Here is a 12,998-nt window from a genome sequence, read left to right as displayed (position 1 = left end):
ACCGTACGGCGCCGCCGCCGGTCATGAGGTCAGGCCGGGACCGGCGACCCACCGGGCGGTGAGGTAGGTCCGGTACTCCTCGACGGCCGGGCGCGGTTCCCCCGGGCCTGTGAGCCTGATCAGCTCGGTCGCCAGCAGCCCACCGGTCGCCGAGCTGACGACGAACACCCCGAGCAGCGGCCCGTCCTCGAACCCGAAGGCCCGCCCTGGCCTGCCGTTGCGGTCCCTGACCTGCCCGATGTCCCGCAGGTCGTCCTGGGCGGCGAGCGTCCGCCACAGAGCCGCGCGGAGGTCGGGCTCGACCACGTCGTGGGAGTGCAGGTCCTCGACGGCCCTGACCAGGCGGTGCGTGCGCGTCATGCCCGCCTGCGGCTCCCCGTCGAGCAGCTGGTCGCGCAGCTCCTCCTCGGAGCGCGACAGAGCGGCCGCCCTGGGGCCGAGGTCCGCCGCGGCGCCGGTCTCAGTGTTATCACCGCCCTCGGTGGCCGTCGCCTGGTCGGCCCCTGGCGTGATACCGGCCCAGCCGCCGCTCCCGAACGGCCTTCCTGGCCTGCGCGTCCTGTGGTAGGTGCCTTGATCGTCCTGCGGCGTCCAGCGACTGACGACCCACGGTGTCATCCGCGAGGTCGTGCCGTCCCGGGTGACGCTGGTGGCCAGCAGCCACTCCTCGGTCTCGACATAGCTCCACGGCCCCTCCTGCCTGCCCGGGCGGGAACCGGCGAGCCGGGCCAGGCCGAGCAGTCCTGCCGAGGCCCGGGGGAAGGACGACATCGGGAGCGGATGGCCGCGCAGCGGCTCGACCGCCGACAGGTGGACGATCCGTGCCAGGTCCGCGGTGATGGGCGGGCCGGTGCGCGAGGCGGCGGCGCCCGGCGGCGGGCCTTCCCCCGCCCCCTGCCGGTCTCCCGGCTGTCCCCGCTGCACGACCCTCGGCAGGACCGCCACCGCGACGGCGGTCGCCAGCAGGGCCACCACCAGGACCGACCCCCTGCCCCGCGCCCGCCGGGGGGTGCTCTCGCTCATGATCCGCCGTAGGACCTCCTCCTGCCCGTCGCCCATCCTCCGCCGCGCCTCGTGCGGGGGCACGGGGTTGCAGCGGACCATGAGCTCGCGGAACCGGTCTCGTCCCCGCGCCCTCACCGGCCCGCCTCCTCGCACCACAGGCACATGCCCCGCAGCAGGTCCGCCAGCCTCATGCGGGCCCGGCACAGCCGTACCCTGACCGCGTTCGGCGTCAGACCGAGAACCCCGCCGATCTCATCGATCGCGAGGTCCTCCCAGTAGTGCAGGCGGAGGACCTCTCCGTCCTTGGGGCGCAGGCGCGCCATGGCCGTCTCCATCGCGGTCCTGACCTCTTCCTCGTCGTGTGTCCCGTCACCGGACAGCTCCGGTGGCAGCTGTCTCAGCAGCGCCATGAGGCGCTGTCTGCGCCCCTCACCGCGGGTGGCGTTGCGCACGTGCCCCCAGGCGACGCGGTACAGCCAGGCGACGACGGCGCGGTCGTCGTCCCTGGGAATCCTGTTCCTCTTGCGCCAGGCCGTCTGGAAGGTGCACGAGGCGACGTCGTCGGCCCCGGTGAAGCCGACCCGGCGCGCCGCGTAGGCCCAGACGGGCTCGTAGAAGGCGCGGAACATCTCCTCGAACCACTTCTCCTCGTCCTCCGGCACGGTCGCCCCTTCCCCACCTGGCGTCATGTTTCTTACGTCCACCACCAAGGGATCGATTACAGATTCCATCCGTAAAGTAACGCCGGGTAATCGAATCGCCTCGGGAACGGGGGCGACGGACGGCTCCGGGGACAAGCCTCGTGATCTCGGCGAGTAGGGTCGTTCCTGGTTAACGCTTCGTGATCGAAAGGACATCGCCATGGCGACGACACGTACCGCGACGACCCAGTGGAAGGGCTCGCTCCTCGACGGATCGGGCACCGTCTCGCTGGACTCGTCCAAGGTGGGCACCTTCGACGTGTCCTGGCCCTCCAGGGCCGAGCAGGCCAACGGCAAGACCTCGCCCGAGGAGCTCATCGCGGCGGCGCACTCCTCCTGCTTCTCGATGGCCCTGTCCCACGGCCTGGCCCAGGCGGGCACCCCGCCGCAGTCCCTGGAGACCAAGGCCGAGGTGACCTTCCAGCCGGGCGAGGGCATCACGGGGATCGTCATCTCCGTCCGCGGCCAGGTCGAGGGCCTGTCGGCGGAGGAGTTCCAGAAGGCCGCCGAGACGGCCAAGGCCAACTGCCCGGTGAGCAAGGCCCTCTCCGGCACCACGATCAGCCTCAACGCCGAACTGGTCGGCTGATCGAGCGTGTCTTCCGGCCGTGCCCGCCTCAGCGGCGCGGCCGGGAGACCTGCGTCCCATCCCCGCGAGGCGGGAAAAGCGCAGGTTAAAGCCTTGCGGCCAGGCGTTCCACCCGGTGACCCCGGGCGCGTACACTCAGGCGACCCCCATTCAGCCGGGCGGGCCGTCCCTCTTTCACGGCCATCGTCCGGCCGAGACCGCCGAGACCGTCAGAGGAAAGTCCGCACACCTTGTGAGCTCCCGCCCCCTCGTTTCGTGTCCCCCGGACAAGGGTGAGGAGGGCGACGGCACCTGTGCGCACGAGGGCTAGCTGAGGGAGATTGAGGGCCGCATGCGCGAGATCTGGCCGGGAGAGCCTTACCCCCTGGGCGGCACGTGGGACGGCGCGGGCACCGGCTTCTCGGTGTTCTCCGAGGTCGCCGAACGCGTCGAGCTGTGCCTGTTCGACGACGACGGCCGTGAGGAGCGCGTCGACCTGCCCGAGGTGGATGGTTTCGTCTGGCACGGTTACTTCCCCGGTGTCGCCCCCGGCCAGCGGTACGGCTACCGCGTGCACGGCCCCCACGACCCCTCGCGCGGCCACCGCTGCAACCCCGCCAAGCTGCTGCTTGACCCCTACGCCAAGGCGGTCGAGGGCGAACTGAGGTGGAACGAGTCGCTGTTCTCCTACCCCTTCACCGACCCGGCCAGCAGGAACGACGACGACAGCGCCCCCTTCATGCCGAAGAACGTGGTGGTCAACCCGTTCTTCGACTGGGGGAACGACCGGCCGCCGCGCACGCCGTACCACCAGACCGTGATCTACGAGGCGCATGTGCGGGGGCTCACCATGCGCCACCCCGCGGTGCCGCCCGAGCAGCGCGGCACCTACGCGGGGCTGGCGCACCCGGCGGTCATCGACCACCTGCTGGCCCTGGGCGTCACCGCGGTCGAGCTGATGCCGGTGCACCAGTTCGTGCCCGAGCACGCGATGGTCGCCCGCGGGCTGACGAACTACTGGGGCTACAACACGATCGCCTATCTGGCCCCGCACGCCGCCTATTCGAGCTCGGGGCAGCGCGGCGAGCAGGTGCTGGAGTTCAAGGCGATGGTGCGGGCGCTGCACGACGCCGGGATCGAGGTCATCCTCGACGTGGTCTACAACCACACGGCCGAGGGCGACCACATGGGGCCGACGCTGGGTTTTCGGGGCATCGACAACGCGGCCTACTACCGGCTGCACGACGGAGACCGGCGCTACTACCTCGACTACACCGGCTGCGGCAACTCCCTCAACGTCCGCTCCCCGCACGCCCTGCAGCTCATCATGGACTCGCTGCGCTACTGGGTCCTGGAGATGCACGTGGACGGCTTCCGGTTCGACCTGGCCTCCGCCCTGGCCCGTGAGCTGCACGACGTGGACCGGCTGAGCGCCTTCTTCGACCTGATCCAGCAGGACCCGGTCATCTCCCAGGCGAAGCTGATCGCCGAGCCGTGGGACGTGGGGCCCGGCGGCTACCAGGTCGGCAACTTCCCGCCGCTGTGGACCGAGTGGAACGGCAAGTACCGCGACAGCGTGCGCGACTTCTGGCGCGGCAACGGCTCGGCGCTGCCTGAGCTGGCCTCGCGGCTGACCGGTTCGGCCGACCTGTACGCCACCTCGGGGCGCCGTCCCGTCGCCTCCATCAACTTCGTCACCTGCCACGACGGGTTCCCCCTCACCGACCTGGTCTCCTACGACCGCAAGCACAACGAGGCCAACGGGGAGGACAACCGGGACGGCACCGACGACAACCGCTCGTGGAACTGCGGCGCCGAGGGTCCGGTCGACGACCCGGAGATCACCTCCCTGCGCCGCCGTCAGCGCCGCAACCTGCTGACCACCCTGTTCGTCTCGCAGGGCGTGCCGATGTTGCTGGCCGGCGACGAGTTCGGCAGGAGCCAGGGCGGCAACAACAACGCCTACTGCCAGGACAACGAGATCTCCTGGATCGACTGGTCCCCGGCCGGGACCGACAAGGAGCTGCTGGACTTCGTCAGGGGACTGTCCGAGCTGCGGCGCGAGCACCCCGTCTTCCGGCGGCGCCGGTTCTTCCACGGCCGCAAGGCCGAGGACGGCACCCGCGACATCGTCTGGCTGACCCCCTCGGGCGAGGAGATGTCGGCCGCCGACTGGCACACCGGCTACGCCAAGTCGCTGGCGGTCTTCCTGAACGGCGCGGCCATCACCGAACCCGGCCCGCGTGGCGAGCCGATCGTGGACGACTCGTTCCTGCTGCTGATCAACGGCCACCACGAGGACCTGACCTTCACCGTCCCCGGCGCCAGGTACGGCGCGCGCTGGCTGTCCGTGCTGGACACCGCGCGGGAGGGCGGCGACGAGGCCGCCCACGAGGGGCCCTGGCCCGCCGACGCCCACGTCCCGGTGACCTCCCGCTCGATCAGGATCCTGCGCTGCCGCCGCCCCTGACGGCGCCTCGCTAGGGCCCGGTCAGCAGGATGAGGACGAAGGTGGTCAGCCCGGCGAGAAGGTGCAGCAGGATCGTGAGGACCGGCGGGCGCTGGCCGGCGCCGCGCGCGTGACGGCCGCCGCCGAGCCAGCGGGTGGACATGGTGAAGCCGAGCAGGGCCGTCAGCGCGAGCGCCCCGAACGCCAGCCAGGCCAGCGCCCGGCGGTCGGTGACCAGGTAGGCGCCCCAGCAGCTCAGGGCCGACATGGCGAGCATCGGGTGGGCGAAGAGCAGCGCGGCGGGGAAGCGGGTGACCTTCGCCGCCTGGCTGCGTGGCCCGCCGTGGAGCAGCCACAGCCGCAACAGGCGGACGCCGAACATCGCGGTGATCAACCACGTCACGATCGCGGCCAGCCCCACACTGCCTCCCCGTCTCTTTTGCCGCATCATGTAACGCCACTCGCCCCGATTTCACCGGAAGTGTCGAATCCGTTACCGAACGTTCTCACGGGAGGGCCGTACGGTCTCCTGTGCCAAGGTAGGAGGATGCGTCTCATCCACCCGGCCGCCTCCGACGAGGTCGATCTCGCCCGGCTCTACGCCTACCCCCGCGAACGGTGCGTCCGGCTCAACATGGTGGCCAGCGCCGACGGGGCCGCCTGGCTCGACGGGCTGTCCGGCGGATTGTCGGGCCGTGGCGACCGGCGGATCTTCGGGGTGCTGCGCGGGCAGGCCGACGTCGTCCTGGCCGGCGCCACGACGGTCAGGGCCGAGGGGTACGGCCCCGCCAGGCCCCGGGAGTCGTGGCGTCACCTGCGTGCGGGGCGTCCTGCGGCGCCGCCGGTGGCCGTGCTCACCCGGCTGCTCGACCTGGACCTCGAAAGCCCGCTGTTCACCGAGGCCGAGCCGTACGCCAGGACGATCGTGGTCACCTGTGAGGCGGCTCCCGCGCGGCGGCGTGCGGAGACGGCCGAGGTGGCCGAGGTGATCGTGGCCGGTGGCGACCGGATCGACCTGGCCGCGGCGCTGGCCGAGCTGGCCTCACGCGGCCTGGGGCGGGTGCTGTGCGAGGGCGGCCCCAAGGTCAACGCCCAGCTCGCCGAGGCCGACCTGGTCGACGAGCTGTGCCTGACGGTGAGCCCGATGCTGACCGGCGGCCCCGCGGCGCGCATCCTCAACGGCCTTCCGGCGTCGGTCCGGCTGGACCTGGCCCATGTCCTGGAGGAGGACGGTTTCCTGTTCACCAGGTATGTCCGTCCTCTCCGGTAGAAAGGTCAGGCTAGCCCGACGAACGGACGACGAGGAGTGACATGAACCTGCCGCTGCGGCCCCCGGTCGCACCGATGCTGGCCAAGGCCGTCAAGTCCCTGCCGCCGCAGGACGGCACCATGCTCTACGAGCCGAAGTGGGACGGCTACCGGTGCGTCGTCTTCCGCGACGGCGACGAGGTCTACCTCGGCAGCCGCAACGAACGGCCGTTCACGCGCTACTTCCCCGAGCTGGTGGAGGCGGTGCGGGCGGAGCTGCCCGAGCGGGTGGTGGTGGACGGGGAGATCGTCATCCGCGGCGGCCAGGCGCTCGACTTCGAGGCCCTGCAGCAGCGCATCCACCCCGCGGCCTCCCGGGTGAGACTACTGGCCGAGCAGACGCCCGCCTCGTTCGTCGCCTTCGACCTGCTTGCCCTCGGCGACGAGTCCCTCATGGAGGTCCCCTTCGCCGAGCGCAGGGCACGCCTTGAGTCGATCTTCGGCGGCGCGGGCCGGAGCATACGGCTGACACCGGTGACCACCTCGCAGGAGCGGGCGGCCGAGTGGTTCGAGACGTTCGAGGGCGCCGGGCTCGACGGCATCGTGGCCAAGCCCGGCGGCCTGCCGTACCAGCCGGACAAGAGGGCGATGTTCAAGGTCAGGCACGAGCGCACGGCGGACGCCGTGGTCGCGGGCTACCGCGAGCACAAGTCGGGGCCGGTGGTCGGCTCCCTGCTGCTCGGCCTCTACGACGCCGAGGGCGCCCTGAGGCACGTCGGCGTCGCGGCCTCCTTCCCGATGAAGCGCAGGGCGGAGCTGGTCGAGGAGCTGGCGCCGTACGTGAGCCAGGACGGTCACCCGTGGAGCGCCGAGTCCCTGCCCGGGGCGATCTCCAAGTGGAGCGCGACCAAGGACCTGTCGTTCGTGCCGCTGCGGCCCGAGCTGGTGATCGAGGTCGCCTACGACCACATGGAGGGCACGCGTTTCCGGCACACCGCCCACTTCCGCCGCTGGCGCCCCGACCGGACCCCGGAGTCGTGCACGTTCGAGCAGCTCGAACAGCCCGTCTCCTACGACCTGGACGACATCCTGGCCCGCTGAGGGGCCGGTGGATCAGTCTCGCGCCTTGCTCGGCTGCACCCGCTTCGGCTCGCCGGGCATCTTGGGGTAGTTGGGGGGATAGGGCAGGTCCTGCGCGCCGTCGCGTTCGTACCATTCGAGCAGTGGCTCGATCGAGAAGGCCTGGTCGTCGATCGCGGCGTGCACGTCGCCCAGCTTGGCGAAGCGGGCCGGAACCGTGCGGATGTCGAAGTCGCGCGGGTCTGCGTCGGCCAGCTCCTCCCAGGTGAGCGGGGCCGAGACCGGGGCGTTCGGCCTGGCCCGCACCGAGTAGGCGGCGGCCAGGGTCCGGTCGCGGGCGTTCTGGTTGTAGTCGATGAAGATCCGCTCGCCCCGCTCCTCCTTCCACCAGGCGGTGGTGGCCAGGTGGGGCACCCGGCGCTCGACCTCGCGGGCGAGGGCGATGCCGGCGTGGCGCACCTGGACGAAGTCCCAGCGCGGCTCGATGCGCACGGCCACGTGGACGCCCCGGCCGCCCGAGGTCTTGGCGAAGCCGGTCACGCCGAGCTCCTGGAGGATGTCGCGGACCGTGAAGGCCACCTGCCGCGCCTGCGCGAAGCCCGTTCCCGGTTGCGGGTCGACGTCGACGCGCAGTTCGTCGGGGTGCTCGGTGTCACCGGAGCGCACCTGCCAGGGGTGGAAGTCGATGGTGCCCAGGTTGGCGCAGTAGGCCAGGGAGGCGACCTCGGTCACGCACAACGCGTCGGCGGTGCGCCCGCTGGGGAAGCGGACCGTGGCCGTGCGCACCCAGTCGGGCCGCTTGACGGGCATCCGCTTCTGGTAGATCTCCTCCCCCTCGACCCCGTCCGGGTAGCGCCTGAGGTGGGTGGGACGGTCACGAAGGGCGCGCAGTGCCCCCTCGCCCACGCTCACGTAGTACTCGACGAGCTCCCGCTTGGTCACCCCGATCTCGGGGAAGTAGACCTTGTCGGGATTGGTGACCTTGATCACCCTGTCTTCGACAGTGAGTTCGATGTACGGCGACGGCATACGTCCGACCGTACCCCTTGTGAGCCCTCAGGGGCCCGCTCCCACACGACGGGCCGTGGGGCGGGTCCGTCCCGGAGCCGCCGCGGCGGCGGGACCGCGTACTCGACGGGACGGACCACGTGACCGTCCGCCTGCTCTCCGGTCCGAGCGCTGGCGCGTCACCCGGCCGGCGGCGTTCTTCGGCCGTCCTGTTGATCCTCGGACGACCGGGCGGACGATCTCACCCTTCAGCAGGAAGGCGAAATACCCCCCACATCTCTAAAGACGCCAAAACGGGCATAAATGGATGCTTCGCCTCCAAGATTTTTTCCTCCCGGGTGTACGGCGGGAACCACCCGGGGACACCGCCGGGAGCGCATAGGCTTGAGGGATGGAAAAGGTGGTCAAGAGCGACGCCGAATGGCGCGTCCAGCTCTCTCCCGAGGAGTTCCACGTGCTCCGCCAGGCGGGCACCGAGCGCCCCTTCACCGGTGAGTACGTCGACACCAAGACCGAGGGCGTCTACAGCTGCCGGGCCTGCGGGGCCGAGCTGTTCCGCTCGGACACCAAGTTCGACAGCCACTGCGGCTGGCCCAGCTTCTACGAGCCGTCGCAGTCGGAGGCGGTGACCCTGATCGAGGACCGCTCGCTGGGCATGGTCCGGGTCGAGGTCCGGTGCGCGACCTGCGACTCCCACCTCGGTCACGTCTTCCACGGCGAGGGCTACGGCACCCCGACCGACGACCGTTACTGCATCAACTCCGTGTCCCTGCGGCTCGAACCCGCCGAATAACCGGCGCCCGGCGCCCCGCGACGCGATCCCCCATGGGGAGCGCGGGAGCCCGGCACGGCACGGCGCCATAACTCAAAGTACGCTACCGCCTCCGCAACGTGTTCTTGCTCAGGGAGCAACCGTGCACCTCCGGCACAGGTGGGAGATCGTCGAGACCATTGGCCGGGTGATCACCCAGCGCTGCAGGATCTGCGGCAGGACCAGGGTCCGGGTGAGATGACCCGTCGTCACTTCGGCTCGGGGTAGGTGAGGCGGCAGTCACGGTCCTTGGAGCCGATGATGTTCGCCAGGACGGGGTTGCCGTTCTCGCCGAACCTCGCCTGGACGAAGACCACCGGGTTCGGATCGCCGACCTCCCCGACGAGATAGTCACGACCCGTCTCGCAGAGCTTGAGGGCCTGCTTGGAGTTGCTCGCGGAGTCGGGAAGGTCGGTGTAGATGCGCAGGTAGCCGCCGACGATCCGGATGTCCTTCAGACGCTTGGTCGCCTTGTGCTCGACGAAGTAGGCCAGCGCCTGCTTGTCGGTGTGCTTGGACAGCCCCCCGGCCTTGGCCTCCTGCCCCTTCTTCGCCTTACGCGGCTTGTCGGCCGTGGCCTTCTCCGCGGCCTTCCCGGTGGCCTTCCCAGGGTCCTTCGCCGGATCCTCCGTCTCGGCGGGCGCCGCCACGGGGGCGGTCACCAGCGCCCGCCCCATCTCCTGCTCCTGCGTGCGCGCGCCCGGCCGCAGCAGCGAGCCGCCGAGCACCAGCAGCGCCGCGACCAGCGCGGCCGCCCCGACCAGCGCCCGGAGCGTCCCCGGGAGACGGGACCGGCTCCGGCTCCTCCTGCGGCGGTTCCCGCCCGTTTCCATCCTCGGCCTCACAGACGGCGTCGTTCTCCCCGGGCCTCCCCCGGGGGCGGTGTCATGGCCCCGCTACGGCAGCGCGGCGATCAGCTCTCCGGCCGGCTTGCGGACGCCCGTGTAGAAGGGGATCTCCTCCCGGGTGTGCAGCCGTGCCCGCGCGCCCCGCAGGGTTCGCATGAGGTCGACGATGCGGTGCAGTTCGTCGGCCTCGAAGGCGAGCATCCACTCGTAGTCGTTCAGCGCGAAACAGGCGACGGTGTTGGCCCTGACGTCGGGGTACTCCCGGGCCATCTTGCCGTGCTCGGCCAGCATCGCACGGCGCTCGGCGTCCTCCAGGAGGTACCACTCCAGGGAGCGGACGAACGGGTAGACGCAGACGTATCCGCGTGGCTCCTCCTCGGCGAGGAAGGCCGGAATGTGCGACTTGTTGAACTCGGCGGGCCGGTGCAGCGCCATGACCGACCAGACGGGCTCGGCCAGCCGCCCCAGCTCGGTGCGGCGGAACCTGGAGTAGGTCTCCTGCAGGTCGTCGGCGGACGGCGCGTGCCACCAGAACATGAAGTCGGCGTCCGCGCGGAACCCGGCGACGTCGTACAGACCCCGGGTGACCACGTCCTTCTCCGCCACCTGGGCCAGGAGGTCCTCGACCTCGTCGGCCATGCCCTCGCGGTTGGCCGGGCAGCGCTCGCGCAGCCGGAAGACCGACCACATGGTGTAGCGGATCACCTGGTTCAGGTCGCGTGCCTTCGGCCGCGGGTTCCCGTCCGTCGTCCTCACCCCTTCGTCAGCGAATCAGCTTTCCCATGCCATTGTCCCGCCGGATCCAGGTGGTCCAGAATCCGGGCCGCCGCGGTACGGGCGGTCGCGACGCAGGCGGGGACGCCGAGGCCGTCGTAGGCGGCGCCGCACACGGCCAGGCCGGGCTGCGAGGCGACGGCCGCGCGGATGCGGGCCACCCGGTCGAGGTGGCCGACGTCGTACTGCGGCAGGGAGCCGCCCCAGCGGGTCACCCTGGAGTCGCGGGGCAGCCCGCGCGCCCCGGCGACCTCGGCCATCTCCTCCACCGCCAGGGCGACCAGGTCGGCGTCGTCGCGCTGGAGCAGCGCCTCCTCGCCCAGGCGGCCGACGGAGCAGCGCAGCATGACCAGATCGGGGTCTGCCTCGGCCAGGTGCGGCCACTTGACCGAGCTGAACGTGGCGGCCTTGACCGCGCGCCGCTCGACGGGCGGGACCAGGTAACCGCTGCCGGTCGGCGGTACGGGGAAGGCCGCCCTGGGGTAGGCGAGCGTGACGACGGCCATGCTGGCGTACTCGATCCTGGCCAGCTCGGCCGCGGCCCCGGGCACCTCGGCCGCGAGCAGGCGACCGGCCGCCGGAGCGGGCACCGCGACGACCACGGCGTCCGCCTCGATCACCTCGGGCTCGGGCACCGGCCCCGCGACGAGACGCCAGCCGCTCTCGGTACGGCGCAGCTCCCTGACCGTGACACCGGTCCTGATCTCCGCGCCGGAGGCCTCGGCGACGGCCGCGGGCAGGGAGCCCATGCCCCGGTGCAGCGTGGTGAAGACCGGCCCTTCCTTCCGCGCCCCGGTGACGATCTCGCGGGCGGCGGTGAGCAGTGACCGCTCCGACCTGGCCGCCGCGGCGATCCCGGGCATCGTCGCCTCAAGCGACAGGCGCTCGGCCCGGCCCGCGTAGACGCCGCCGAGCATCGGCTCGACCAGCCGCTCGACGACCTCCTCGCCCATCCTGGCCCTGATGTAGGAGGCGACGGAGACGTCGGTCGTGACGAGGGTGGCGGGCAGGACGCGATCCAGTGGGACACGCGCGAGACCGGCGGGGCTCAGCACCCCCGACCTGACCAGCGCGGCCAGGTCCGAGGGGACGCCCATGACCTGCCCCGCGGGCATGGCGCGCAGCGCGCCCCTGCTGAGGATGGCCGCCTGGGTCGTCGCGGGGTCGCGTAGCTCCCCGCCGAGGCCGACGTCCTCGGCCAGTGCCCTGCCCTCGGGGCGCCGCGCGAGCATGGCCTCCGCCCCGGCGTCCACCTGGACACCCGCGACCTCGGAGGCGAACAGCTTGCCGCCGATCCGCCGGGCGCCGTCGAGCACGGTCACCCGGACGCCCTCACCGCCCTGCCTGAGGTACCACGCGGCCGCCAGACCCGCGATCCCCCCGCCGACGACCACCACATGGCACCGGTTGCCTTCCATGACTCCTGACCGTACCTCCCGCCATGGCCGCCCGCGTGTCTCCCCCCGTCCCGTGGCGGGCCGTACCGGAACGTGATGCCATCGTGATCCCCCCGGCAAAACCACGCCGCCGCCGGGGCCGTCTCCAGGGGCATGAGAAAACTCGCGTACGGCGTGTGCGTGACGGCCATCGCGCTGTCCCTGTCCTCCTGCGCCGGACAGAGCATGCGATCGATCCCGGACTCGGGTGGCTCCGCCGAGAACCAGGCCGCACCGGCGATGGCCGAGTCGTCCCCCCGGCCGAGGAAAGAGGCCGCACCCAAGCGGGACGAACAGGTGAAGCTGGTCGCGCAGGATCGGGCGATCATCTACACGGCCGAGCTGACCGTCCGCGCCAAGGACGTCGTCGCCGCGGCCGACACGGCGCGGCGGATCGTCACCACGGCGGGCGGCTACCTGTCCACGGAGAAGTCGGACACCGGCTACGGTGACCGCGCCTCGACCAGCCTGACCTTCAAGGTCCCGCCCTCGGCCTACCCGGGGGTACTGCAGCGCCTGGGCGGGGAGCTGGGCAGACGGGAGTCCCTGCAGCAGAACACCGAGGACGTCACCGAGCAGGTCGCCGACGTGGAGAGCCGGCTGCGGTCGTCGCAGGCCGCGCTCGACTCGCTGCGCTCCCTCATGAAGAAGGCCAAGACGATCGGTGAGGTGCTGGACGTCGAGCGGGAGGTCTCGGCGCGCGAGGCCGACCTCGAATCCCTCCAGGCCCGGCAGAAGACGCTCGCCTCGCAGACGAGCATGGCGACGCTGACGCTGAACCTGATCGGTCCTGAGGTCACCGTCGAGGAACCGGAGGAGGAGTCCCCCGGTTTCCTCGGCGGTCTGCGCTCCGGCTGGCGGTCCCTCGTCTCGGCCGTCGGGATCGGCCTCGTCGTGCTGGGCGCGCTGCTGCCCTGGCTGGCCGTACTGGGCCTGGTCGGGCTGGCCGTGGTCCTCCTGCGGCGCCTGTTCAGGGGCGGGTCCGCGCCCGCCGCACCGGATCGGGAGCCGGTCGAGCCCGCCGAGACCGCCGGGGTCTCCGGGCCGGCTGAGACCGAGGAGACCTGACG

General features: G+C 71.5%; 13 protein-coding genes. 6 read left to right on the top strand and 7 right to left on the bottom strand.

What is annotated here, in order from left to right; translation table 11 throughout:
- Nucleotides 1–21: 21 nt before the first annotated feature.
- Both ABZ463_RS11590 and ABZ463_RS11585 read right to left on the bottom strand, forming a co-directional pair.
- Nucleotides 22–1,140 carry a hypothetical protein gene (locus tag ABZ463_RS11590; RefSeq protein WP_362775537.1) on the bottom strand — a complete coding sequence of 373 codons (1,119 nt, stop codon included), beginning with the start codon at nucleotides 1,138–1,140 and terminating at the stop codon, nucleotides 22–24.
- Nucleotides 1,137–1,667, bottom strand: a complete 531-nt coding sequence (locus ABZ463_RS11585; protein ID WP_362775535.1) for a sigma-70 family RNA polymerase sigma factor — start codon at nucleotides 1,665–1,667, stop codon at nucleotides 1,137–1,139. The genes ABZ463_RS11590 and ABZ463_RS11585 overlap by 4 nt, the downstream gene beginning before the upstream one ends.
- A 199-nt stretch (nucleotides 1,668–1,866) precedes the next feature.
- Between ABZ463_RS11585 and ABZ463_RS11580 the strand changes: the two genes are divergently transcribed.
- Together ABZ463_RS11580 and glgX are read left to right on the top strand one after the other, a co-directional pair.
- A complete protein-coding gene (locus tag ABZ463_RS11580) occupies nucleotides 1,867–2,295 on the top strand; it encodes an OsmC family protein (protein ID WP_352011314.1) in 429 nt (142 codons plus the stop codon).
- Nucleotides 2,296–2,626: 331 nt separating this feature from the next.
- Complete coding sequence (gene glgX, locus ABZ463_RS11575) at nucleotides 2,627–4,744, top strand: glycogen debranching protein GlgX (protein ID WP_352011313.1); 2,118 nt, start codon at nucleotides 2,627–2,629, stop codon at nucleotides 4,742–4,744.
- 10 nt (nucleotides 4,745–4,754) lie between these two features.
- Here glgX and ABZ463_RS11570 read toward each other — a convergent pair whose 3' ends face one another.
- Entirely contained in the window at nucleotides 4,755–5,171 is a 417-nt protein-coding gene (locus ABZ463_RS11570) for a hypothetical protein (RefSeq protein WP_362775532.1), read from the bottom strand.
- Between the two features lie 99 nt (nucleotides 5,172–5,270).
- Between ABZ463_RS11570 and ABZ463_RS11565 the strand changes: the two genes are divergently transcribed.
- Both ABZ463_RS11565 and ABZ463_RS11560 read left to right on the top strand, forming a co-directional pair.
- Nucleotides 5,271–5,993: a dihydrofolate reductase family protein gene (locus tag ABZ463_RS11565; protein ID WP_352011311.1), complete on the top strand. Its 723-nt coding sequence runs from the start codon at nucleotides 5,271–5,273 to the stop codon at nucleotides 5,991–5,993.
- A gap of 41 nt (nucleotides 5,994–6,034) precedes the next feature.
- Nucleotides 6,035–7,072 (top strand): ATP-dependent DNA ligase, encoded by a 1,038-nt coding sequence (locus ABZ463_RS11560; RefSeq protein WP_352011310.1) that lies wholly within the window; start codon nucleotides 6,035–6,037, stop codon nucleotides 7,070–7,072.
- A 12-nt stretch (nucleotides 7,073–7,084) separates the two neighbouring features.
- On the opposite strand, the gene ligD is transcribed toward ABZ463_RS11560, so the two are convergent.
- A complete protein-coding gene (ligD, locus tag ABZ463_RS11555) occupies nucleotides 7,085–8,080 on the bottom strand; it encodes a non-homologous end-joining DNA ligase (RefSeq protein ID WP_352011309.1) in 996 nt (331 codons plus the stop codon).
- Between the two features lie 370 nt (nucleotides 8,081–8,450).
- On the opposite strand from ligD, the gene msrB reads away from it, so the two are divergent.
- Complete coding sequence (gene msrB / locus ABZ463_RS11550) at nucleotides 8,451–8,852, top strand: peptide-methionine (R)-S-oxide reductase MsrB (protein ID WP_352011308.1); 402 nt, start codon at nucleotides 8,451–8,453, stop codon at nucleotides 8,850–8,852.
- Between the two features lie 227 nt (nucleotides 8,853–9,079).
- On the opposite strand, the gene ABZ463_RS11545 is transcribed toward msrB, so the two are convergent.
- The 3 genes from ABZ463_RS11545 to hemG all read right to left on the bottom strand — a co-directional run bounded on the left by ABZ463_RS11545 (nucleotide 9,080) and on the right by hemG (nucleotide 11,910).
- A complete protein-coding gene (locus tag ABZ463_RS11545) occupies nucleotides 9,080–9,703 on the bottom strand; it encodes a hypothetical protein (protein WP_352011307.1) in 624 nt (207 codons plus the stop codon).
- A gap of 63 nt (nucleotides 9,704–9,766) precedes the next feature.
- Nucleotides 9,767–10,474, bottom strand: coding sequence for a hydrogen peroxide-dependent heme synthase (gene hemQ, locus ABZ463_RS11540; RefSeq protein WP_352011306.1), 708 nt, complete (start codon nucleotides 10,472–10,474; stop codon nucleotides 9,767–9,769).
- Nucleotides 10,471–11,910: a protoporphyrinogen oxidase gene (hemG, locus tag ABZ463_RS11535; protein ID WP_362775528.1), complete on the bottom strand. Its 1,440-nt coding sequence runs from the start codon at nucleotides 11,908–11,910 to the stop codon at nucleotides 10,471–10,473. Before hemG ends, hemQ begins: the two co-directional genes overlap by 4 nt.
- A gap of 132 nt (nucleotides 11,911–12,042) precedes the next feature.
- Here hemG and ABZ463_RS11530 point away from each other — a divergent pair, with 132 nt between their 5' ends.
- On the top strand, nucleotides 12,043–12,996 hold the full coding sequence (locus ABZ463_RS11530; RefSeq protein WP_362775526.1) for a DUF4349 domain-containing protein: 954 nt from the start codon (nucleotides 12,043–12,045) through the stop codon (nucleotides 12,994–12,996).
- Nucleotides 12,997–12,998: the final 2 nt, after the last annotated feature.

The sequence above is a fragment of the Streptosporangium sp. NPDC020145 genome (genome assembly GCF_040631275.1).
Lineage (GTDB): Bacteria > Actinomycetota > Actinomycetes > Streptosporangiales > Streptosporangiaceae > Streptosporangium.
This window is presented reverse-complemented; position numbering and strand designations above follow the sequence as displayed.